15 protein-coding genes are annotated in these 21,940 nt (G+C 64.5%); 8 read left to right on the top strand and 7 right to left on the bottom strand.

Annotated elements, in window-relative coordinates; all coding sequences use genetic code 11:
* Positions 1 to 38 precede the first annotated feature (38 nt).
* Positions 39 to 1,226 (top strand): acyl-CoA dehydrogenase family protein, encoded by a 1,188-nt coding sequence (locus tag R2770_10350; GenBank protein ID MEZ5280865.1) that lies wholly within the window; start codon positions 39 to 41, stop codon positions 1,224 to 1,226.
* A 37-nt stretch (positions 1,227 to 1,263) separates the two neighbouring features.
* Complete coding sequence (locus tag R2770_10345) at positions 1,264 to 2,613, top strand: HupE/UreJ family protein (GenBank protein MEZ5280864.1); 1,350 nt, start codon at positions 1,264 to 1,266, stop codon at positions 2,611 to 2,613.
* Positions 2,614 to 2,619: 6 nt separating this feature from the next.
* Here the strand turns inward: R2770_10345 and leuS are convergent, their stop codons facing one another.
* On the bottom strand, positions 2,620 to 5,370 hold the full coding sequence (gene leuS / locus R2770_10340) for a leucine--tRNA ligase (GenBank protein MEZ5280863.1): 2,751 nt from the start codon (positions 5,368 to 5,370) through the stop codon (positions 2,620 to 2,622).
* Between the two features lie 93 nt (positions 5,371 to 5,463).
* Between leuS and R2770_10335 the strand changes: the two genes are divergently transcribed.
* Both R2770_10335 and R2770_10330 read left to right on the top strand, forming a co-directional pair.
* Positions 5,464 to 5,778, top strand: a complete 315-nt coding sequence (locus R2770_10335) for a potassium channel family protein (GenBank protein MEZ5280862.1) — start codon at positions 5,464 to 5,466, stop codon at positions 5,776 to 5,778.
* A 46-nt stretch (positions 5,779 to 5,824) separates the two neighbouring features.
* Positions 5,825 to 5,977: a hypothetical protein gene (locus tag R2770_10330; protein ID MEZ5280861.1), complete on the top strand. Its 153-nt coding sequence runs from the start codon at positions 5,825 to 5,827 to the stop codon at positions 5,975 to 5,977.
* A gap of 4 nt (positions 5,978 to 5,981) precedes the next feature.
* Here R2770_10330 and R2770_10325 read toward each other — a convergent pair whose 3' ends face one another.
* The 4 genes from R2770_10325 to R2770_10310 form a co-directional block, all read right to left on the bottom strand.
* Positions 5,982 to 11,657 (bottom strand): multicopper oxidase domain-containing protein, encoded by a 5,676-nt coding sequence (locus tag R2770_10325; protein MEZ5280860.1) that lies wholly within the window; start codon positions 11,655 to 11,657, stop codon positions 5,982 to 5,984.
* Positions 11,647 to 12,285, bottom strand: a complete 639-nt coding sequence (locus R2770_10320; GenBank protein MEZ5280859.1) for a hypothetical protein — start codon at positions 12,283 to 12,285, stop codon at positions 11,647 to 11,649. Before R2770_10320 ends, R2770_10325 begins: the two co-directional genes overlap by 11 nt.
* A 204-nt stretch (positions 12,286 to 12,489) precedes the next feature.
* Positions 12,490 to 13,458, bottom strand: a complete 969-nt coding sequence (locus R2770_10315; GenBank protein ID MEZ5280858.1) for an alpha/beta hydrolase — start codon at positions 13,456 to 13,458, stop codon at positions 12,490 to 12,492.
* A gap of 27 nt (positions 13,459 to 13,485) precedes the next feature.
* Entirely contained in the window at positions 13,486 to 15,915 is a 2,430-nt protein-coding gene (locus R2770_10310; protein MEZ5280857.1) for a glycoside hydrolase family 3 C-terminal domain-containing protein, read from the bottom strand.
* 109 nt (positions 15,916 to 16,024) lie between these two features.
* On the opposite strand from R2770_10310, the gene R2770_10305 reads away from it, so the two are divergent.
* The 3 genes from R2770_10305 to R2770_10295 all read left to right on the top strand — a co-directional run bounded on the left by R2770_10305 (position 16,025) and on the right by R2770_10295 (position 18,364).
* Positions 16,025 to 16,756 carry a class I SAM-dependent methyltransferase gene (locus R2770_10305; GenBank protein ID MEZ5280856.1) on the top strand — a complete coding sequence of 244 codons (732 nt, stop codon included), beginning with the start codon at positions 16,025 to 16,027 and terminating at the stop codon, positions 16,754 to 16,756.
* A 16-nt stretch (positions 16,757 to 16,772) separates the two neighbouring features.
* On the top strand, positions 16,773 to 17,429 hold the full coding sequence (locus tag R2770_10300; protein MEZ5280855.1) for an alpha-ketoglutarate-dependent dioxygenase AlkB: 657 nt from the start codon (positions 16,773 to 16,775) through the stop codon (positions 17,427 to 17,429).
* Positions 17,430 to 17,497: 68 nt separating this feature from the next.
* Positions 17,498 to 18,364, top strand: a complete 867-nt coding sequence (locus tag R2770_10295) for an MBL fold metallo-hydrolase (protein ID MEZ5280854.1) — start codon at positions 17,498 to 17,500, stop codon at positions 18,362 to 18,364.
* Here the strand turns inward: R2770_10295 and thrS are convergent.
* A complete protein-coding gene (gene thrS / locus R2770_10290; protein MEZ5280853.1) occupies positions 18,361 to 20,334 on the bottom strand; it encodes a threonine--tRNA ligase in 1,974 nt (657 codons plus the stop codon). The genes R2770_10295 and thrS overlap by 4 nt on opposite strands.
* 92 nt (positions 20,335 to 20,426) lie before the next feature.
* On the opposite strand from thrS, the gene R2770_10285 reads away from it, so the two are divergent.
* Positions 20,427 to 20,906: a pyridoxamine 5'-phosphate oxidase family protein gene (locus R2770_10285; GenBank protein ID MEZ5280852.1), complete on the top strand. Its 480-nt coding sequence runs from the start codon at positions 20,427 to 20,429 to the stop codon at positions 20,904 to 20,906.
* A gap of 27 nt (positions 20,907 to 20,933) precedes the next feature.
* Here the strand turns inward: R2770_10285 and R2770_10280 are convergent, their stop codons facing one another.
* Complete coding sequence (locus R2770_10280) at positions 20,934 to 21,902, bottom strand: LLM class flavin-dependent oxidoreductase (GenBank protein ID MEZ5280851.1); 969 nt, start codon at positions 21,900 to 21,902, stop codon at positions 20,934 to 20,936.
* Positions 21,903 to 21,940 lie beyond the last annotated feature (38 nt).

Below are 21,940 nucleotides of genomic sequence, written 5' to 3'. Positions count from 1 at the left end.
CGTGTAATCCCGCACGCACGGGGAACGAGAGATTGCCGATGGTTGACGATCAAGACGACGACGACCTGTTTGTCGCGGCGTTCCTCGACCCCGACCACTCCGAGATCATCGCTGCTGCAGATTGGGCTGCGAAGTATCTGGTGCGGCGCGACAGCTTCGACCGCTCCGTGTGGTCGACGGCCGCCGAAGGTGGATACCTCGGCATCCACATGCCGTTGCACGTTGGTGGCTCGGGGGCCAGCCCGGTCCGTGCGTTGATGGCCTTCGAGGGGTTGGGCCGCGGCGCCGATGACTTCGGCATGGTCTTCTCGCTCGCCTCGCAGCTGTTCGCAACCCAGTCGGCGATCGTCGAGGGTGGCACTCCAGAGCAGATATCGCAGTGGCTGCCTCCGCTCGTGTCCGGCGACAAGATCATGGCCTTCGCCATGAGCGAACCCGACGCCGGCAGCGACACCGGTTCGATCACCACAACCGCGTTGCCGCACGGCGACCGCTACAGAATCGCAGGCACCAAGACCTGGACGACCCTGGCGCCCGTGGCCGACGAGGCGCTCGTCTTCGCCAACACCGACCCGTCCAAGGGTCGCTGGGGTATCACCGCGTTCCGAGTTCCACTCGATCTGCCGGGTGTCGTCGTAGGCAAGCCCATCGAGAAGATGGGAATGGGCTCGTGCCCCTTTGGCGAGATCCACTTCGACGACGTCGAAGTGGGCCCCGAAGCAGTTCTTGGTGCCGTGGGCGCTGGTCAGAGAATCTTCGCGGCCGCCGTCGAGATCGAGCGCGCCTTCTTGTACGCCGCTCAGCTGGGCCGGATGAGAAGGCTCGTGGACCTCATGATCGAGCGGTCGCGTCAACGCGAACAATTCGGAAAGCCCATTGGCCAGTATCAGGGGGTATCGCACCGGATCGTCGATGCCATGGCCGAGCTCGAAGCCGCTCGGCTGTTGGTCTACAAGGCGGCGGCACTGTACGAGCGGCGTCGTCCGATCGGCATGGCCAGCGCACTCGCGAAGCTCAGGGTCAGCGAGAAGGCCGTGGAGGTCGCCGTATCGGCGATGCGGGTCTTCGGCGCCGAGGGCTACGTGACCGAGGTCGGAATTGAGTCCGAGATCCGCGACGCTCTTGCAGGTCTCGCCTACTCGGGTACCTCAGAAATCCAAAAGAACATCGTTGCCGGGCTTGCTGCCATAGGCCGACCCGTCCGCCGAGCCAGTCGAGGTGAGTAGTCACTCGCGTCGGCCGAACCGACAGGAGAAATCTGCAATGGTTAAGCGTCAAGCTCTGGCCCTACTGGGTCTGTTGATGACCGCTGTCTCGGTGCTGGTGTTTGCACCGGCAGCGGGCGCTCACGACGCCGACGAGGCCTACGTGTACCTGAGCGTGTCCGAGTCGAGCCTGTCTGGTCGAGTCGAGCTCGCGTTCGTCGACGTGGAGCAGGTGTTCGGGATCGATCTCGAGGGCCGCGGCGATGTGGTTCTCGAACGAGTCAACGAAAGTCTCGAAGAACTCATCGCCTACACAGATCAGCATCTCCAGATCGGTGCTGAGGGGCGGCAGTGGCAGATCGAGTTCGGCGAGGCCTCGCTGCTGTTCCCCAACAACACCCCAGACTTCAACTACGTCCAGTTGGCCTTCGAGGTCGTGGTCCCCGAAGCGTCGGTGCCTCGCGACCTCGAAGTCACCTTCGACCCCTTCTTCGATGAGGTACCCGACAGGGTCGGATTGCTCCTGATCGAGAACGACTGGGCCGCTGGAACCTTCGACAACGAGTCCGAGGCCCTGGTCGCCTTCGACAGGTCGAACCGCAGTCGAGATGTCGACCTCGGCGACACCAGCAACTGGTCGAACTTCACGGCGAGCACCCAACTGGGGCTCGATCACATCCGCACGGGTCCAGACCACATCTTCTTCATTCTCGTGTTGCTGCTGCCCTCGGTCCTGGTGTTCGGCGCAACGTGGCAGCCTGGGCACGGCTTTGGGTCTGCCCTGTGGCGAGTTCTGAAGATCGCCACCATGTTCACGATCGCCCACTCGATCACCTTCACTTTGGCGGGTCTCGATATCTTGCCCTTGCCTCCTTCTCGCTTTGTGGAGTCCCTGATCGCGCTGTCGATCGCTGTGGCGGCGCTGCACAACCTCCATCCGATCGCAGCAAACCGCGAATGGTTGATCGCCTTTGCGTTCGGGCTCTTCCACGGCATGGGCTTCGCGGGTCTCGTTTCTGGCCTCGACGTCAGTCGCTCGACCCAGCTCGTATCGCTCCTGGGCCGCAACGTGGGCATCGAGTTCGGCCAGGCGGTCATCATCTTGCTGGTGTTCCCCGGCCTGTTCCTGCTCCGCCGAACCTCGTACTACCGGCCGTTCTTCTTGGCCGGCTCAATCGTGTTGGCGACGGTGTCGTCGATTTGGACCATCGAGCGCGTCTTCGCCACCGACTTCGGAATCAACGACTACGTAGACGCCGCCATCGAGTGGCCGCGGGTTCTGGTTCTGATTGCCGCGTTCACCGCCGTCGCCGCGATTTTGCACCAGCGCGAGCGCGCAGCCGGCAGGCTCCTGGCCGTTGCCAGCCAGCGACCCGACGAGGCAGAGCTGGAGCTGGCAACGATCTGATCGCCATCAGTTGGCGACGATGTTCACCAGGTTCGGTGGTCTGACGATGACCTTGCGAACTGTCATGTCGGCGGTCAGTTCCTGGATACGCGACGACGCCATGGCCGCGGCCTCGGCCGCGCTCGCATCGATGTCGGCCGCCACGTCCAGACGATCACGGACCTTGCCGTTCACCTGAATCACCATCGTCACCGTGTCTTCACGAGCGATGTCGGCGTCGGCTTCGGGGAAGGGTTCCAGGTGAATGGACCCAACGTGGCCGCGACCTGCCCACAGCTCTTCGGTGATGTGGGGTGCGATGGGCGCAAGAAGCTTCAGAAGCGTCTCGACGCCCTCGTTCCAGGCCTGCTCGGTGACCGCGCCGGCGCGCCGCGCCTCCGTCAGGTCGTTGCGCAGCGTCATCAAGGCCGCCACCGCTGTGTTCCACTTGAACGCCTCGAGGTCCGAATCGACGCGCTGGATGGTCTGATGGACCTTTCGGCGCAAGGTCGCCGTGGCTTCTTCGGTGACATCGCCAGGCACATACTCGTGGGTGCCGATCTTCCATACGTCCTCGATGAAGCGCCGGCTGCCGATGATGTTGTGGCTGTCCCAGGGCCCGCCCTTTTGCCACTCGAAGGCGAACATCAGGTACGTGCGAACCGTGTCGGCGCCATACTCGACCACCAGCTCGTCGGGGTTTACGACATTGCCCTTCGACTTCGACATTCGCTGAATCTCGAGGTGATGCTTGAGCTGGTTGACGTCGTTGGTGCCAGGAATCGACGCGATCTCGACGGTTGCGGCCGCGGGAACCTCGACGGTCACCAGGCCATCGGGCCCAGCCACCTGCAGCACGTTCTCTGTGCGGCGCATCAACTCGCCAACCAGCATGCCCGAGCCATCGGCGGCCTCCGGGTCGACCACGACCGATGTGGCCACGATGCGATTGCCGTCGCGGGTGCCCTCGACGACCAGCCTGTCGCCTGTGCGCTCTTCGCCAAGGATCTGGCCCTGGTTGCGAAGCATCATGAACGGCTCGTCGAACAAGCCCTCGGGGTCGCGGCCATGGGCGCGCATGGTTTCGATGGTTTCGTCGAAGACCCCGATGTCGCGCATGGCCTTGACGAAGAAGCGTGCGTACAACAGGTGCATGACCGCGTGCTCGGCGCCGCCGGTGTAGGTGTCGACCGGCAGCCAGTATGCGGCCTCCTCGGGATCGAAGGCCGCGGTGTCCAGATGCGGTGACAGGTAGCGGAACCAGTACCACGACGAGCACATGAAGGTATCGAGGGTGTCGGTCTCGCGGCGGGCGTGTGTGCCGTCGGAGGCGACCGCGTCGGTGTAATCGGGATGGTCGTGCAGTGGGCTCCGCCCTCCGTCGAAGGCGACGTCTTCTGGAAGCACCACCGGCAACCGCTCGAGGGGCACGGTCTCGATGCCGCCATCGTCACGGTGCAGCACAGGTGTTGGAGAGCCCCAGTACCGCTGCCGGCCGATGAGCCAGTCGCGTATGCGGTAGTTGACGTGCTCATCTCCGGCATCGTGTTCGACGAGCCAATCGATGGCTGCCGATATCGACGGGTTGGAGCGGCCTTTGGCCTCGGTGACCTCGACCCCATCGAGTGGACCGCTGTTGACCATCGTGCCGGGGCCCACGAACGCCTCGGCCATCGTCGCACCGTCGAGTGGCTCCTGGCCGGCCGGTTGAATCACCGGAACCACGTCGAGCCCAAACGTGCGGGCGAACTCGAAATCTCGCTGATCGTGCGCTGGAACGGCCATGATCGCACCAGTGCCGTATGAGACCAGCACATAGTCGGCTACCCAAACCGGAACCTGTGCGCCGTTGACGGGGTTGGTCGCATAGCCGCCGGTGAATACCCCGGTCTTCACGTCGGCGCCTTCGAGGCGCTCGAGCTCGCTTCGGCGGCTGGCTGCCTCGACGTAGGTCTGCACGGCTTGTTGTTGCTCGGGCGTGGTCAGCGCATCGACCAGGTCGTGCTCTGGTGCCAGGACCATGAACGTGGCGCCCCACAGGGTGTCTGGGCGTGTGGTGAACACCGTCAGCGGACCCGCGGGGGTGTCGAAATCGACCTTGGCCCCCTCGGAGCGGCCGATCCAGTTGGTCTGCTGGGCGACGATGTTGTCAGGCCAGTCGATCGAGTGGAAGTCGAGCAGTTCGTCGGCGTAGTCGGTGATGCGGAAGAACCACTGCTCCATCAACTGCTGAATGACGGGCTGGCCGGTGCGCTCGTCGACCCCGTCTATGACCTGCTCGTTTGCCAGCACCGTCTGGAGGGTCGGCGACCAGTTGACCATGGCCTTGCCGCGGTAGGCGATTCCGTTTTCGAACATCTGGGCGAACAGCCACTGGGTCCACTTGTAGTAGGCCGGATCGCACGAGATGGCTTCACGGTTCCAGTCGAACATCGCGCCCATCGACTTCATCTGGACGCGCATGCGCTCGATGTTCGGCCATGTCCAGTTGGCCGGGTGAATTCCGCGGGTGACCGCCGCGTTCTCGGCGGGCAGGCCAAAGGCGTCGAACCCCATGGGGAACAACACGTTGTAGCCCTTCATGCGCATGTAGCGCGCCCGGGCGTCGGACGGTGTCATCGCATACCAGTGACCCATGTGCAGGTCGCCCGAGGGGTAGGGAAGCATCGTGAGCGCGTAGTGCTTCGGCTTGTCCCAGTCGACGGTGCTCGCGTAGAGGCCGTCGGCTTCCCAGCGCTGTTGCCAGCTGGTCTCGATCGCCCGATGGTCATAGGTCATGACAGGCAAGGCTAGCGAGGCTGCGACACGGCGCTGACGCCCATTTCTCAGCGTTCTACGCTCCTGCCCGAGACATTCACCTCAGGAGGTCCCGTGATTGCTGCTCCCGTGTTCATCAGGGCGCTTCGAGCGCTCGTGGCCGACCCGGCGGCTCGAGGTCTCGCCGGAACTGCGTTGTTGACCGTCGTGGGCGGAACGGTGTTCTACCAGCGGGTGGAGGATCTGACTTGGGTCGACTCGCTTTATCTGACCGTCATGACCTTGACCACTGTCGGCTACGGCGACGTTTCACCTCAGACACAGGGCGGTCGTCTGTTCACCGTGTTCTACGTTCTGGTCGGAATCGGATTGATAGCGGCGCTGATCTCGGAGCTTGCCCGCGCGGTGATGGCTGACAACAAGACCTGACATCAGCCCGCTTATCGAACCCTGGTAGCAGCCGACCAAGTGTTGTATGCCTTCGCTCGCCGTTTTGTTGTCCCACCAGGGGGGCTGGGACGAGGTGCTGCTGTACGGGGCTCCACTGGTCATCGCCATCGCAATCTTGTGGGGCCTCAGCAGGTACGCGAAGCGCAAAGCTGCCGAGGCCCCAGCCGAGGGCGATTAGGGGTCTAGGGCCAGGTGCCCGTCACCAGCGTGGTGACACCGTCGGCCACGGCCACCGTCTCGCACGGAGGCGTGAACCCGTCGGATTCACCGAAGCAGACCTCGTAGGTGCCGAGGGGAAGGTCTACCCACATTCCCCAGTTGTTTCGAGGCACTCCGTTGGCATAGATCACCGAGTCATGCGGCAGATCGGTCACGACCCGCAGCCAGCCGCGGTGTTGGAACATCCCCTCGACGAATGTCGTCTGACCCACCTCGACCAGCACGGTCTGACAGTTGGGCGTGTCGAAGTCGATGACATCACCGAAGCACACCTCGTGCCAACCCGGTTCGGCCTTCATCCAGCTGATACCCCACTGGTTGACCGGCTCGCCGTCGATGTAGATCTGGGTCGGGACCGGTGGGTTGGAGGTGACTCGCAACAGCCCGTGCGGGCCAGGCCCAGGGGCAGCCGGATTGGCGCTGAAGTCGCCCGTCACCACCTCGGCGTCACCGGCGTTCACGGTTCGGGTTTCGCATGCCGGGGCGTCCATGCCTGCGACATTGCCGAAGCACACCTCGTAGTCGCCGGGTGCGACGTCTGACCAGTAGCCCCAGTCGTCGACGGCGACCCCGTTGATCGAGATCGTCGACGGCACCGGTGGGTTGGTGATGACCCTCAGGTTGCCAGCCTGCTGGAAGTTGACGTCGTGGGTCGTGATCTGTCCGGAGGTGACCGTCACGGTGTCGCAAGCGGGCGTGATCCAGCCGATGATGTCGGTGTAGCACACCTCGTGTTCACCCGGCTCGATGCCCATCCAGTCGAGGCCCCAGCGTTGTCTGGGCTCTCCGTCGATGACGATCTGGGTGGGCAGGGCCGGGGTGGTCGTCAGCCGCAGCTGCCCCAGAGCGGGCTTCGGCAGTTCGGCCAGGCCGGCCTGCACGGTGTCGTGGGTGCGCAAAATTCCCCACATGCCTCCCTCTAGGAATGGCATGCGGTAGTCGCCGAACAGATAGTCGGCGCCGGACTCGACACCGCCACCCGCCCCGTTGTGCAGCACCAGGTCGAAGGTCTCTCCAGGCAGCAGGCCCTTGGCCGCCAGCAGGTCGGATCCGGTGATGTCGTTGTCCCATGGGAACAGATGGCCGCCCACCCCGAACACGTGTGCCTGCATGCCGGCTGCCATCCCGAGCCTGAACACGACCTCATCGCCGACGTAGGCCTCGAACAGGTTGGCCGGATCGCCGTGTTCTGCGGTGCTGAACGCCAGTTCGGTAGCTGCCAGGTCCATTCGGCCACCATCTCGAAGCGGGTCCGTGGCGTAGTTGATGGCAGCGGGCTGACGAACGAACTCCGGGTACGGCATGGAACTGGAGCCGATCTTGTCGTCGGCATCCTGGAACAAGGCGACGAACTCGCGGAACGAACTTCCGTCGGCCCTCACGATGATGGCTTCGAGCCCGGTCTCGATTGGGGTGGCGGTCGACGTATCTAGCCAGGTCGAGCCGGCGGGTTCGACGATGATGGCTCCGAATCCGCCTGCCAGCAGCACCAGCTCGATGTTGCTCAGGTCGTAGATCATCGCCATACCGACATCGGCCGAATCGGCGTAGTACTGGAAGTCCTGAGACCCGAAGATCGGAATGGACGAGTCCTCGTTGAATCCGACCGCCATGCCAGACGATTGCTGTACGTCCGACGTCAGCTCGCCGACGTTGAACACCACGCGGTGGTTGGCGTTGTTGTTCACCGTGATCTCGAGACACTCGCCCTCCTCGACCCGCAGCACAAGCGGCTCGAGCGGCTTGACACCATTGAGGATGTCGATGACGTCGCTTGTCAGCGCGAAGGCCGTGGTCGCGACTTCGCCGGCGGCGAGAGGCGGGGTGAACGCCGTGATGTCGTAGGTACGTATCGGCGCGTCGCCAGGGCACACATCGCCGGGGTTGTTGGCTACGTCTGGGGCCAGTCCGGTGAAGGTCTGGTCGGGGAAGCCGTTCCCGGACGGTGGCGCGGCCACGTCGGGAAGCGGCATCAGGTCGGGCTCTTCTCGGTCGTGCACCCGAATGATGCCCCAAGCGCCCATGTCGGTGTCCTGGGCTTTGGTGCTGTAGTAGAGGTAGTCGCCGGGAAGGCCTGCGGACCCACCGGCGCCATCGATCAGCACCAGATCTTCCCTGGCCGAGATCCCGACCGAAGATGTTTCTTCGACGGCACTGTTCGGATCCCAGCGGTCCTCGAGATAGCGGTGGCCGGTCACCCGTAGCGCTCCAACCCGCTCGACGACGCCGAGGTTGCGGACCACTACGTCGTCGCCGACGTAGGCGCGGAACACCGGTGTGGCCGGGTCGTCGTTGGTCACCGACGAGAACGGGAAATCGGGGTCACGGTCGGGCAATGGAGCCGATCGCATGTTGATGGTGGCGAAGGCGAACTCGTTGAGTCCGTCGACGACGTTGGCTCCGTTGTGCAGGAACACCATGAACTCACGGAAGCTGCCCGACTGGCCCACCCCGACGCTGGCGCTGGCCGGAGCGTGGATGTCGGCGACCGTTCCGGTGCGGACTTCGGCCCCTGTCTGGGGGTCGTGCCAGGTAGAGCCCGCGGGCTCGATGATGTGGGCTGCGAACAGGCCGTGGAACCAGTTGTTGAAGTCGACGTGGTCGTGGAAGAACACGGTGCCGGCCTCGGTGTCGGAGTACCAGCGGTACTGCACGAACTCGACTCCCACGGCCTCGCCGAGGGCGTGGTCGTTCTGCAGCGGAGCATCGAGCGTTATGGACGTCGGTGTCAGGGCGACGATGTTGCGTATCTCGGTGCACGCCCGGTCGGCGTTGTCAGGATCGGCCACCGGTGCTCCCGTGGCCGGGTCGCACATGCCTTCACCCAAACCCACGCCGATCGAGATGCCGACCCGCAATCGGTCTGTGTTGGTGACGGCTATGACGGTGTCGCCTACGCCCGCCGCGGCTGTGAGCGTGCGGTTCTCGGACTCGTAGGGCCTCACAGACTGCTCGTAGGACATGCCGGTGATGACGCCGTCGGATGCCTGTGGGTCGAACTGCACGAAGTGGGTGTGCATGTTGACCTTGGCGAAGTCACCGTGGTTTACGTCCTCCTGCTCGCTGGTGAGGATCACGTCTATGCAGTCGCCGACGTTGGACCGCAGCACCAACGGCTCGGCCGTCTGGGTACCCGCCCTGATCTCGTCGACGTCCTCACTCAGGGCATAGAGCATCCCGAGGGGGTCGGTGACTGCGTCGGTGATCGGGATGGGCACGTCGATGGCGGTGACCGGATAGTCGAGTATTCGCCGCCCGGGCACCTGGGTGTCGGTCGGACAAAGACCATCGGGTCGCGTTCCGGTGACGTCGGAACCCAGCCACGGGGTGCCCGAATGCCCGTTGGGCGAGAACGGCGGTCGCTGGTTCAGATGGGGCCTGAACAGGGGCCACGCATAACGTCCGTTGCTCAGGTTGAACTGGACCTCAGGCCTCACGCCCGGAGTCGGAGACTCGTAGTTCGGCCAAACCGTGGTGTCGTCGGGTTCGCCCAGTACCAGGGGTTGGCGTGGGTCTCCGCCGACGTATTCGATGGTCCAGTCCCACACCGTGGCGTCCTGGTCGTCGATGCGCACACCCTGGGGTGGCAGCAGCGAGGCGACGTAGTCCTCGATGGCGAGTTCGGAGGGCAGGTCGGCGTCGATTGCCGGAACCAGCGTCTGGCCGTCGATGACCGTCCCGATGAGGTCTATCGAGTTGCCTGCGGCTGCCACCGGCGGCGGCAGGTATCCAGCATCTGGCGGCATTACCGCGAGGTCGGCTTGTTGGGTGTCGAAGACCCGCCAGAACGACCACATGCCCGATACGTAGTGGGGGCCGATGTGGCAGTGGAACAAGAAGTCGCCTGCGGCCTGCTGGCAGCCGCCCGCACCACATGCGTGCTCGAGGTTGAACGTCTCGCCCGGTCCGACGGCCTGGCTGTCGAGGTGCGTCGACTGCACGTCAGCCGGCTGTTGTTTGTCGAGGCCCGACGCGAAGTTCGAGGTCGAGGCCCCAGGGTTGCGCGGCCAGCGATCGCCGCCACCGTGCAGGTGATAGACGTGGAACATCTCACTGCCGGGGTGCGTGAGTCGGGTCTTCGTCGGTTCGCCGAGGTACGACCGCGGAATCGGCGTGGCGGGGTCGCCGAACGTGTACGACGAGTAGGCCAGGGACTTGTCGGCGCCAAGCCCAAGGCGGTTGCGGAACGGCTCGCTCCGGTAGTTCAGGGCTCGCGAGGCCGGCCGATACGAACCGGTGATGTCGTCGACCAGCGGCAGCGGGTTGTCGTTGGCGTCGAGGACTTCGAAGATCTCGTCGCCGACCTCGTGCATGTTGATGACGAACTCGCGGAAGTCGACACCGCGGGGATCGACGATGATCGCTTCCCACCCGCTCTCGATCTGGACTGAGGAGTCTTCCGGGTCCAGGTAGATCGAGCCCGCGGGCTCGATCACGAGGGTTCCGAAGAGGCCATGCGCCATCGTTTGGCGGGGGTCGTTCATGCTGTGGAAGGTGTAAGCACCTTCCACAGCCGGATCGGACGGAATCGAGAATCGATAGGTCAGCGTGGCGCCAGGAGCCGCCAGGGTGTCGGGGTTGAGGCCCACGAAGCCGGCACCGTTGGCGGCGGTGTAGGGAAGACCGATGACGTTCATCGACGCGTCGATCGCCAGGTCATTGCGGAAGTTGATCTCGAGACACTCGCCTACGTTGGCCCTGATGACCAGGGCCTGGATCGGATCCTTGCGGAGGCCCGGTGTCACCTCGCCGGACGCCTCCTGAGCGCGAACGTCCGCGATGCGGTTCTCGAGCACGTACATCATCGCCGTCGGGTCGTGGTCGCCGAAGCGGTTGAGCACCATGTCCACGTTGATGGCAGCGACGTCGTAGGTGCGCACATTGGCACCGACCTCGCAGCCGTCCGCGTCGACAGCGGCAGCCGCGGGCGAGGGGTCGCTGAGCCCGATGGGTCCAGGCAGTGCAAGGGACCCGGCCATCAGTGCGCCTGCAAGCGCAATGCGCGTTGCGGTTGGGCGTTCGACCGAGACCAGCATCACCAGGATCGTTCCGGAGGCGACGACGACGATTCCGCCGGCGCCGGCTACCGCCAGGGCGCACACCGCTGTTGTAACGGCAGCGGCGCGGACGACCATGCGTCGCGTCAACACCTCGGCCGGATTCGTGCACGCATAGATCGCGAGCACCAGCAGTGGGAAAGCGACGAGTTGCCCGACGAGAGCATCACGAATGGCGTGCGAAAGCCACGGTCCCGTTTCGACATGGCCGCCGAACGCCGCATCGATCTTGCCGTGAATGGGCACCCCGATGAGCATGGTCATCGAGAAGATCAAGCTCGTGAGGGCTGCCCTTGGCCAGGGGCGGCCCGAGCGATCGACGAGGGAGGAGATGTTGCGACCGCTCACGACCGCCACGGTGGCGAGCGGTATGGCAAGGGCGATGTCTCGCATCAGGTGAGGGAGGTGGGCAGACCATGCGTCGTCGGAACGCACCAGCAGGGTGGCGTGCAGCAAGTGCTGCCAGCCGACCACGCTGGCGGCCAACACCAGCGTGATCGCGGCGGTGATCAGTTTGGATTCTTGACCAACGGGCCTAGGCCGATCGAGCGACTTGGTCTTGGAGTGTGGCTCAGTGTGCATGGGTGCTCCCATTGAGCGAAAAGCGGAGCTCTTCGACTCCGTTGGTCCAGATGAGGAACATGTCCAGCGCTGCGTCGTCGTAGGGGACGTCGAACGCCACCACCGTCGACAAGGCCTGTCCGGTGTCGAGGCTCGTCGGAACGAAGGTGCCCCCGAGCAGTGAGGGCCAGGTCTTGCCCTCGGTCGACTCGAGGCGGAAATCGTCGGGGCTTATCGGTTGGGCGGCGCCCTGGCTCAGAACGTTCAGGTTGACCTGGAGTCTCTGAAAGCCTTCGTCGGGTGTGCCCGGCATCATTCTCGAAGGCATCGCGAATCCGGCGTTGGCGCGGATCTCGTCGAGAGCCTGTGAGGTCGGATCGGGTTCGCTCTCTTCGTCTTCGTCGTCACCGTGGTCGTGGGCGTCGTGGTCGTGTTCGAGCCACTCGTACCGATCGACCCACACCGAGAGCTCGCCGGCGCTCGCCTCGGTCTGCAGCCCGATGGCCGGACCACCACCGAAGAGCATCAGCGCCACCAGCACCAAGCCCGCGAACGCAGCGAGAGTCGCCAGCGATGCGATCGCAAAGATGCCGCGCCCGGCGTGTCGATTACCGACAGCGCCGGAGGTGTGTCCCCCGTGTGATGTCACGGTCACGCAAAGTAGTCACAACCCTAAATAAAGTCAAACAAACCCTGATATTTGACCGTTGTGCCACACCAAGGCGACCCTTGGACTGGTTGATGTGAAGCCCGGCCGGTCAGCGCATCCGTACGATCGCCGAGCGATCGTTGGGCGTCACGGCGCTTCCGCAGACCACGCTCAGCGTTCGACCGACGAGACGCGGTCGGGGCCTCAGATGCCCCCGAAGAACTGGGCGAGGGCGTCGTTGGTGGCCGCGGGGGCTTCTTGTTGAACCCAGTGGCCTGCCCTGGGGACGATGGTCGTGCCTCGGAAGTCGTCGCAGAATGCTCCAGCGGTCTCGAACGGGTCGTACCCCTCGACGAAGTTGCGAACGACGTCGTATTCGCCACCGATGAAGGCCGCCGGTTGGACGATGTTCGGATTGGGAGCCGTGCCCAGCTCGGCCGCGTCGAGGGGCTGGGCGCGGTATCTGTTCAGCGGACCGCGCCAGCCGCTTCGCTCGAATGCGTCGGCGTAGACCTCGAGGTCGTCGGGGCTGGCCCACGCCGGGAACGGATCTGGGTCGGTGAGCCCATCGAGCATCTTTGCGTCAGCGGGCTTGTCCTTGGTGAACTCGGCGCCGTGGGCGTCGCCGCTGGCCGAGTAATAGATCTTGCGAAGGCTCACCATGTTGTCCGCACCCAGCTCCGCCTCGGAAGCGTCCTCATCCAGGAAGTAGACCTGGTAGAAGAACTTGCCCTGGTCGGTGAACAGTGCCTTCCACAGATCGAACGGATTGTCCGGGGTGATCGGCCGGTAGGGCACCGACAGGCCGGCAACTGCGCGCACCCGGTCGGCGTGAAACCTCGCGGTGTTCCAGGCGATGGGTGCGCCCCAGTCATGACCGACGACTATGGCCGGTTCGTCGCTGAGGGCATCGATGACAGCGGCGACGTCCGAAGTGATCTTCGACAGGGTGTACTCGCCGACGTCATGTGGCGCCGACGAGCCGCCGTAACCACGTACGTCGAGCGCGGCGGTGGTGTAGCCGCGCCGAGCGAAATGGTCCATCTGGTGGCGCCACGAGTACCAGAGCTCGGGCCAGCCGTGAACGAACACGATCAGCGGGCCCGAACCTTGCGTGGCCACGTTGAGCTCGATATCGCCGTTGGCGACGGTGATGAAGTTCTGTTCCCCCATGCCGTCCAGTCTGGCACCCAGGTGACGTCAGAGCTCGAGCTCGATTGTTGCCACGACGTCGCGGCTGCTGCGTCCGATGCGCAGCTCGACCGGGCCCGCTTCGAGCGCCCACGATCGTTTGCTGGGGTCCCAGTGGCGAAGGTCGGCGTGAGAAACGGTGGTTCGCGCCGTGGTCGATTCGCCCGGTTCGAGGGCGACCTTGGTGAACCCGGCGAGGATCTGTTCTGGGCGCATCACCGCAGTGTCGGGGCGGTGGGCGTAGATCTGGACGACCTCGACGCCGGCGCGGTCGCCCGAGTTGGTCAACTCGACGGCAACCTCGATCGAATCGGCGCCGGCCTGCACCTCGGGCTGACCCCACTGGATGTCGGTGGTGGTCAGGCCATGGCCGAAGCAGAACGCCGGTTCGATGTCGCGGGTGTCGTACCAGCGGTGGCCGACCAGTTGGCCCTCGCCGTAGTGCACCTTTCCGAACTCACCCGGGTAGTTGCCGAACGACGGCGTGTCCTTCATCCGCTTGGGGAAGGTGGTCGGCAGGCGTCCGCCAGGAGGTGTGGTCCCAAGCAGCACGTCGGCCACGGCGTTGCCGTCTTCCTGGCCCGGATACCACATGTAGATGGTGGCCGCGGGAGCGTCCGACCACGCCATGTCGACGGGCGATCCGGCGTTGACGAACACGATCGTGTTCGGGTTCGCCGCCGATACGCGACGGATCAGTTCGTCTTGTTCGCCCGGCAACTCGAACATGTCGCGGTCGCGGCCCTCTGTCTCCCAGTCTGCGTTCTGGCCGACGACCAGCACCGCTGCGTCGCAGCCGGCTGCCAGCTCTGCGGCCCGATCGATCAGGTCGTGCGGACGTTCGGGTCGAGCCCCGATGGTCAGCCCGGCCAGGTGGTCGGTGTCTGCATTGTTGGAGAATTCGACGCGGATCTGGTGGGGTTCGCCCTCGACGAGGTCGATCTCGCCGGTCACCTCGCTGCATCCTTGACCGAAGAACTCGGGGCCGGTCGCCCAACCGGTCCAAGCGTCGACGAGCAGTTCGTCGTCGATGTACAGCCGGCTTCGTCCTGCGCTCGCGAGGCTGAACGTCCACGTCGATGTTTCGTCGGCCTGGAACTCGCCCTCGATCCTGACCTCCATGCTCGTGGGTACGACCCCAGGAGCGATCTCGTTCATCCAGATGAAGTGGCTGTTTCTCGTCTGGCGGACTGCGACGGGCTCGGTGCCACCGACTGCGTAGAACGAGGCGGTCCAGCGTCCTGCCTCGGCGCCGATCGGCCGAACGAGGCGCGTGTCGAGATGTGGGGTGCGTGCATCGATCGAGCAACCGAGGGCGCTGATGACCTCTACGCCCTCACCGAGGGCCTTTCGAATTCCCTCGAGTGGAGTGATGGCGTAGTGGGGGTTGACCCCGGAGCTACCGCCTCCCTGGATGCGTGCCTGATCGGCATTGGGCCCGATTACAGCGACCCGCTTCAGGGTCGACCTGTCGAGGGGGAAGCTGCCGTTGTTCGTGAGCAACACCATCGATGAAGTGGCCGCGGCGCGTGCTAGCTCTCGATGCTCGGGTCGGTCGATCGATTGTTCGGTGGTGTCCTCCTGGTCGAAGGCGCCGGTGCGTTCCATGGCTGACAGCACACGCCGGGCTTTGTCGCGCACGGTTGTCTCGCTCACCTCGCCGTTGCGCACGGCCTCGGCGAGCCTTTCGCCGAACATCCGTGGTGGCCCCGGCATTTCGAGGTCTAGCCCGGCGTTGGCTGCCTCGATCGTCGAGCGGGTACCGAACCAGTCCGAGATGACGAAGCCCTCGAAACCCCACTCGTCCCTGAGGATCGTGGTCAACAACTCGTGATTGTCGCTGGCCGAAGTGCCATTGACCTTGTTGTACGACGACATCACCGACACCGGGTTGGCCCGCTCGATGGCCATCTCGAATGGGCGGAGGTAGACCTCTCGCAGCGTCCGCTCGTCGATCACCGAGTCGATGGTGTGGCGTTCGAACTCGCTGTCGTTGGCGACGAAGTGTTTGATGGTCGCGCCCACACCGGTGCTCTGAACGCCGTTGACGTATGCGCTGGCCATCAGCCCGGTCAGGAATGGGTCTTCCGAGTAGCACTCGAAGTTGCGGCCGGCGAGAGGCGTGCGGTGGATGTTGATGGTCGGGGCCAGCAACAGATGGGCCTTCTTGGTCCTGGCTTCGTCGCCGATGGCCCTGCCAACCCTCTCGACCAGATCGAGATCCCACGTGGCACCCAGAGCGGTCCCGACGGGGAAGCACGCGGACGTGGCGCTCCCCGAGAAGCTGCCGCCGCGGGCGCCGTTGGGGCCGTCGGTGACCTTGATGGCGGGGATCCCCAGCCGTTCTACCTGGCCTCCGAACCAGACACCGGTGCCGGTTGCCAGTGCCACCATCTCTTCGACCGTCAATTGGTCCAGTAGTTCTTCGACGCGTGACATTCGAGCTCCTCTCGTGGCCGAGACTCTACGGCAGTCGCCGCAACCAGGTTGAAAGCGTTTGCAGCCAAAATAGGCCGTGCGTCCGATTGGTCGTCACTACGGTTGGGCCGTGGTTGGTCCCGATCCGATCTTCGCCAACCCGCGGCTGGCAGCGATCTACGACGTGTTCGACGGTGATCGCGACGATCTCGATCTCTACGAGACGATCGTCGCAGAGTGCGGCGCACGCACGGTCATCGACGTGGGGTGTGGCACTGGCGAGTTGGCGACCCGCCTGGCCCGGCGTGGTCTGTCTGTCACAGCTGTCGATCCGGCTCTGGCATCGCTGGATGTGGCGCGGACCAAACCAGGTGCCGATCGGGTCACTTGGCTGCATGGCACCGCGCGCGACCTGCCTGACTTGGCGGCGGATCTCGTGACCATGACAGCGAACGTGGCTCAGGTCTTCGTCGAAGAACGAGACTGGCTCGACAACCTTCGTCAGATCAGGCGGGTGCTGGCCACCGATGGCTTGCTGGTCTTCGAGGCGCGCGACCCGAGCCGGCGTGCTTGGGAGCGGTGGATTCCAGCCTTGACCACACGCCGCCTAGAGCTCGAAGGCGAGGGCGCAGTCGAGGGTTGGACAGAGCTGGTCGCCGTCGACCTGCCGCTCGTGCACTTCCGTCACCACTACAGGTTCGAGGTCGATGGCGAGGTGCTCGTGTCTGACTCGCAGTTGTGCTTTCGATCGCGAGCTGAAATCGAACAATCCCTCGTAGACGTGGGCTTCGACGTCGTCGAAGTGAGAGACGCGCCCGATCGTCCGGGTCTCGAGTTCGTCTTCGTGTGCCGCCGAAGATAGGCGGTTGTGCGAACGCATGTTCGATGGCACACTCGAACCTGTGTTCGCAGTGCGTGACGGAATCGACGAGGCGGCGGGCCTCTCGTGGCAGTCGACCTTGTTCGGTTCGGGCCCACGGTCGATCGACGAGCGCACTGCGATCGTTCGCCATCAACTCGACTCCACGTCCTGGGTCGATTTTGCTTCGGGTTTCGCGTCCGAACCAGACGAGGTGTTGGGCCATCTCCTGACCAGCCTGGTCTGGGAACAGCACGAGATGAAGATGTTCGACCACATCGTGTGGCAGCCGCGGTTGTCGGCCGCCGCCGAAGTGGGCGACGAACCCGCTCCGTTGCGCCGCGACCTCGACCTCGTCGAGCAGCGTTACGGACTGGTTCTCGACCGCTACTGGGTGAACCTCTACCGCAACGGCACCGACAGCGTGGCCTGGCACGGTGACAAGATCGGGGCCGTTGCGCACGAACCTCTGGTGGTGATCTTGTCCTATGGGGCAACTCGCACGTTTCGCCTCCGCCCCAACCCAGGTGGTCCATCGGTGGCATTCGAGGTCAGGCATGGCGACTTGCTGGTCATGGGTGGCCGGTGCCAGCACGACTGGCAGCACTGCGTTCCCAAGACGTCTCGTGCTGTCGGGCCCAGGGTCAGCTTCACTGCAAGGCATTGGCCGCGCTAGAGGCGCTCGATTGGCGCCCGGGCCCGACGGGCTGTGAATCTGTGCCGGGATATGGAGGTCGAAGAGCCGTGAGCACCAATCAGTGGCAGGTCGGGTCGGTGACGATCACACGCGTGGTCGAGATGGAGGTCGCGGGCGGCACCAGGTTCATCCTTCCCGATGCCATGCGCGACGCATGCCTTCCCTATTCGTGGATGCAGCCACACTTCATGGACGCCGAGGGCAACCTCATCATGAGCATCCACGCCCTCGTCGTCGACACCGGCCAACGCCGGATCATCGTCGACACCTGTCTGGGCAACGACAAGGAGCGCGAGATTCCCGCCTGGAGTCATCTCCAGACGTCGTTCCTCGACGATCTGGCCGCGGCTGGTTACCCACCCGAGTCGATCGACACGGTGTTGTGCACACACCTGCACGTCGACCACGTCGGCTGGAACACTCGACTGGTCGACGGCCAATGGGTGCCAACGTTCGTCAACGCCCGTTATCTGATGGCAGAGCCCGAATGGCAGTACTGGTCGGCCAACGGCGACGACCCGACCTATGGGTCGGTTCTGGCCGACTCTGTGCAGCCCGTCGTCGACAGAGGCCTGCACCAGCTCGTCGAGACCACACACCGGTTGTGTGACGAGGTGTCGCTGATCCCCACGGTCGGGCACACGCCCGGTCACGTGAGCGTGATGATCGAATCCGATGGCCACAGGGCCTTGATCACCGGCGACTGTTTCCACCACCCGGTTCAGATGAGCCGGCCCGACTGGTGCTCATCGGCCGACTACGACCAGGCGCAGGGCGAGGCGACCCGTCGCGAGCTGCTCGATCGCCTGTGCGGCGAGGATGCCGATGTTCTGGTCATCGGCACCCATTTCGCCACACCAACAGCCGGCCACGTCCGCCGCGCCGACGACGGCACCCACTGGCTCGAGGTCTAGGACTCGGCGGCCACCACGGGGGCGGTGCGCTTGTTGGCGACGTCATCGTTCAGCCGCTCGATGAACGCCTCCACGCTGACCCCGCGCTCGACGTCGCCCCCCCTTGGGTTGACCCCCACCGTGTTGTTGGCCACATCGTCGTCACCGATCACCAACACGTAGGGAATCTTCTCGAGCTTGCCCTTGCGTATGCGTGCGCCGAGAGGATCGTCGGCCTCGACCATGTCGGCTCGGTAGCCGGCCTCGACCAGCCGGCCCACCAGCGCGCGAGCGACGTCGTCGTGATCGGCGCGCACGCCCAGAACACGAACCTGCACGGGCGAGAGCCAGGTGGGGAACGCACCGCCGTAGTGCTCGACCAGCACGCCGAAGAACCGCTCGATGGATCCCAGCAGGGCACGGTGCAGCATGATCGGTCGGTGGCGTTCGCCGTCGGCGCCGATGAACCCCAGGTCGAACCTCTCGGGCAACTGGAAGTCGGCCTGGATGGTCGACAATTGCCAGGAACGCCCGATGGCGTCCTTGACGTCGATGTCGATCTTGGGCCCGTAGAAGGCGGCGTCGCCCTCCTTGATGGCGTACTCGAGACCGTGACGGTCGAGTGCCTCGCGAAGGCACTGGGTTGCGTACTCCCACACCTCGTCTGTGCCGACGTACTTGTCGGGGTCCTTCGTGGACAGGTTGAACACGAAGTCCTCGAACCCGAACGCCTTCAACACCGAGAGCACGAAGTCGAGCAGGCGCGCGATCTCGTCGGCCAACTGTTCTTCGGCGACATAGATGTGCGAATCGTCCTGGGTGAAGCCGCGTATGCGCATCAGCCCGTGCAATGTGCCCGACCGCTCGTAGCGATACACAGTGCCCAGCTCGAAGAGCCGCAGGGGCAGTTCCTTGTAGCTGCGTTGCCCGTGTCCGAAGATCAGGCAGTGCATGGGGCAGTTCATCGGCTTGGGGTAATAGGTGCCGTTGTCCATCTCCATGGGCGGGTACATGCCGTCGGCGTAGAAGTCGAGATGCCCTGAGGTCTCGAACAGGTTCGCGTTGGCCAGATGGGGCGTGTAGACGAACTCGTAGCCGCCCTTCTCGTGGCGTTCGCGGCTGTAGTCCTCCATCACCTTGCGGACGATGGCCCCCTTGGGGTGCCACACGGCCAGGCCACCGCCGAGCTTGGTCGGAAAGCTGAGCAGGTCCAGCTCGTTGGCCAGCTTGCGATGGTCGCGCTTGGCGGCCTCTTCCAGGCGGGTGAGGTGATCCTTGAGGTCTTTCTTCGAGGCCCACGCTGTGCCGTAGATGCGCTGAAGCATCTGGCGGTGTTCGTCGCCGCGCCAGTACGCGCCCGCGACGCGCATCAGCTTGAAGTGGCCGAGGCGCCCGGTGTGTGGAACATGGGGGCCACGACACAGATCGACGAACGTGTCGGTGTTGCGGTAGGTCGTGATGACGTTGCCTTCGGGGCCCGATGTCGGATCATCGGCCTCACCGTCGAGGATCTCGCGCTTGTACGGGTGGTTGGCGAACAGCTCGTCTGCCTGCGCTCGGTCGACCTCGGCGCGGATGAAAGGCTGCTTCTGGTTGACGATCTCTCGCATCTTTTGTTCGATGCGATCGAGGTCGTCGTCGCTGAACGTCTGACCGTTGGGCAGATCGAAGTCGTAGTAGAAGCCGTCGGTGATGGGAGGGCCGATCGAGAACGTGGCGCCCGGGTAGAGCTCGAGCACGGCTTGGGCCAAAACGTGGGCGGTCGAGTGTCGGATGACCTCGAGACCCTCGTCGGTGTCGGGGAACACCAAAGACACGTTGGCGCCGTCGGGTAGCTCGCGGTTGAGGTCCAGTTGCTGACCGTTGGCAACGGCGACCAGAGCCTCGCGGGCGGCCCTGCCACCCAGAGAGTCGGCCAGACCGGCGCCGGTGGTCCCGGCGGGCAACTCTCGTTCGCTGCCGTCTGGGAGCACAACGCTGATGCTGCTCATCGCCTTCGCCTTTGCCTTGGTGTTCGGGAACGACCTTCGAGGATACCGACCACTGCGGTGCGGCCTTCCCCGAATTGTGCTGGACTCGGGTGATGTCGACGCTTGACGAGACCGCTCCCGCCTTCATCGAGATAGCCCACCGCATCGTCTGGTGCACCGCAGCGACGGTCGACCCCGACGGTCGTCCCCGGACTCGCATCTTGCATCCGATATGGCAATGGGACGGTGGCTCGTTGATCGGTTGGATCGCAACCGGCCCCACCCCCGTCAAATCGGCAGCACTCGACATCATGCCTGCCATGTCCGTGAGCTACTGGGACTCGACCCACGACACCGTCAGCGCCGATTGTGACGTGACGTGGCACGACGACCTCGAAACCTGCACCACCGTGTGGAACCTGTTTGCCGAAGGTCCAGAACCCGTCGGGTACGACCCGTCGATAATCCCGGGTTGGGACGGTCCCGACTCGCTGGGTTTCAGAGCCTTGCGCCTCGACCCCTACCGGGTGCGAGTCTTCCCGGGCACGATGCTGCTTTCGGGCAGCGGCAAGGTGCATCACTGGCGCCGCTGAAAGACGGCCAGCCGAGGGCGGCCCGGTTCAGGACACCAGGTCGGAGATGGCCGCGAGGGTGTCGGCGCCGGCGTCGAGGTCGTTGACCGAAACCTGGAACTCGTCGATGCCGTGCGCTGCCATCAGGGTCTCTAGCTCGGCTCGGCACTGGGCCGGGCTGCCCGCGATGACGAACTGCTCGACCCACTCGTCCTTGACGAGATGTGCAGCGGCCGGTGGCCCGCCGGCAGCTATCGCGCTGCGCAGCGCGGCTGTGTCGGCTGGTGTCATGCCGATGCGTTCCTTGACCGACTCGGGCGAATCGACCAGGCGAAACGTCAGAGCTTGCTTGGCCGATGCGAACGACCTGTCGTCGGAGGCGACGAGGGTCATGTAGCAGATCTTGGGCCTTGGCTTCGCGGCTGCTTCGGCGGCTGTCGCCAGCGAGGCGACATGCTCGTCGATCAGGTCCTTGTGCACGTAGGACATGATGAAGCCGTCGGCCAGCTCGCCGGCGGTGGCAATTACCTTTGGTCCGCGACCGGCGATCCACACCGGTATCTCGGCCCTGCCATAGCCCATGCGGGCGTCAGCGAAGGAACCGGTGATGCCCGGTCCGTCGACGGTCTGGCCGCCCCACAGTCTTCGGCAGGTTTCGATCAGCTCGCGCATAGCGCTGAGCGGTTTGACCCGATCGATGGCCATGGGGGTCAGGGTCAGCCCGCCTCCTGCCCCTACACCCAGTGCCGCCCTGCCTCCCGACAGCTCATCCAGCGTGGCAATGGCCGAGGCCGTCACCCCCGGATGGCGCGTGTAGGCGTTGGTGATCCCTGTACCCAGCTGAACCCGGTGGGTGGCTGCAGCAACAGCGGCCAGCGATACGTAACACTCGCGGGCTGCCAGACCCTCGTCAGGTATCCACACCCGTTCGAAGCCCAGGCGTTCGGCCTCGACGGCAACGTCGACCACCTTGCCGACCGGACCTTCTGGCATCAGCATGCACGCAAGCGAAGTCATGGTGTCGCGACGCTAGCCGACTACTGCCGAGAGGTGCC

The organism is Acidimicrobiales bacterium, from assembly GCA_041394185.1.
Lineage (GTDB): Bacteria > Actinomycetota > Acidimicrobiia > Acidimicrobiales > Poriferisodalaceae > JAAETH01.
This window is presented reverse-complemented; position numbering and strand designations above follow the sequence as displayed.

What these genes read in the sequence shown, in the direction of transcription:
- R2770_10315 (MEZ5280858.1), bottom strand. Translation starts at nt 13,458, where the DNA reads ATGGGGGAACAGAACTTCATCACCGTCGCCAACGGCGATATCGAGCTC.
- leuS (MEZ5280863.1), bottom strand. Translation starts at nt 5,370, where the DNA reads ATGACCTATGACCATCGGGCGATCGAGACCAGCTGGCAACAGCGCTGG.
- R2770_10330 (MEZ5280861.1), top strand. Translation starts at nt 5,825, where the DNA reads ATGCCTTCGCTCGCCGTTTTGTTGTCCCACCAGGGGGGCTGGGACGAG.
- R2770_10300 (MEZ5280855.1), top strand. Translation starts at nt 16,773, where the DNA reads ATGTTCGATGGCACACTCGAACCTGTGTTCGCAGTGCGTGACGGAATC.
- thrS (MEZ5280853.1), bottom strand. Translation starts at nt 20,334, where the DNA reads ATGAGCAGCATCAGCGTTGTGCTCCCAGACGGCAGCGAACGAGAGTTG.
- R2770_10280 (MEZ5280851.1), bottom strand. Translation starts at nt 21,902, where the DNA reads ATGACTTCGCTTGCGTGCATGCTGATGCCAGAAGGTCCGGTCGGCAAG.
- R2770_10350 (MEZ5280865.1), top strand. Translation starts at nt 39, where the DNA reads ATGGTTGACGATCAAGACGACGACGACCTGTTTGTCGCGGCGTTCCTC.
- R2770_10345 (MEZ5280864.1), top strand. Translation starts at nt 1,264, where the DNA reads ATGGTTAAGCGTCAAGCTCTGGCCCTACTGGGTCTGTTGATGACCGCT.
- R2770_10325 (MEZ5280860.1), bottom strand. Translation starts at nt 11,657, where the DNA reads ATGCACACTGAGCCACACTCCAAGACCAAGTCGCTCGATCGGCCTAGG.
- R2770_10285 (MEZ5280852.1), top strand. Translation starts at nt 20,427, where the DNA reads ATGTCGACGCTTGACGAGACCGCTCCCGCCTTCATCGAGATAGCCCAC.
- R2770_10310 (MEZ5280857.1), bottom strand. Translation starts at nt 15,915, where the DNA reads ATGTCACGCGTCGAAGAACTACTGGACCAATTGACGGTCGAAGAGATG.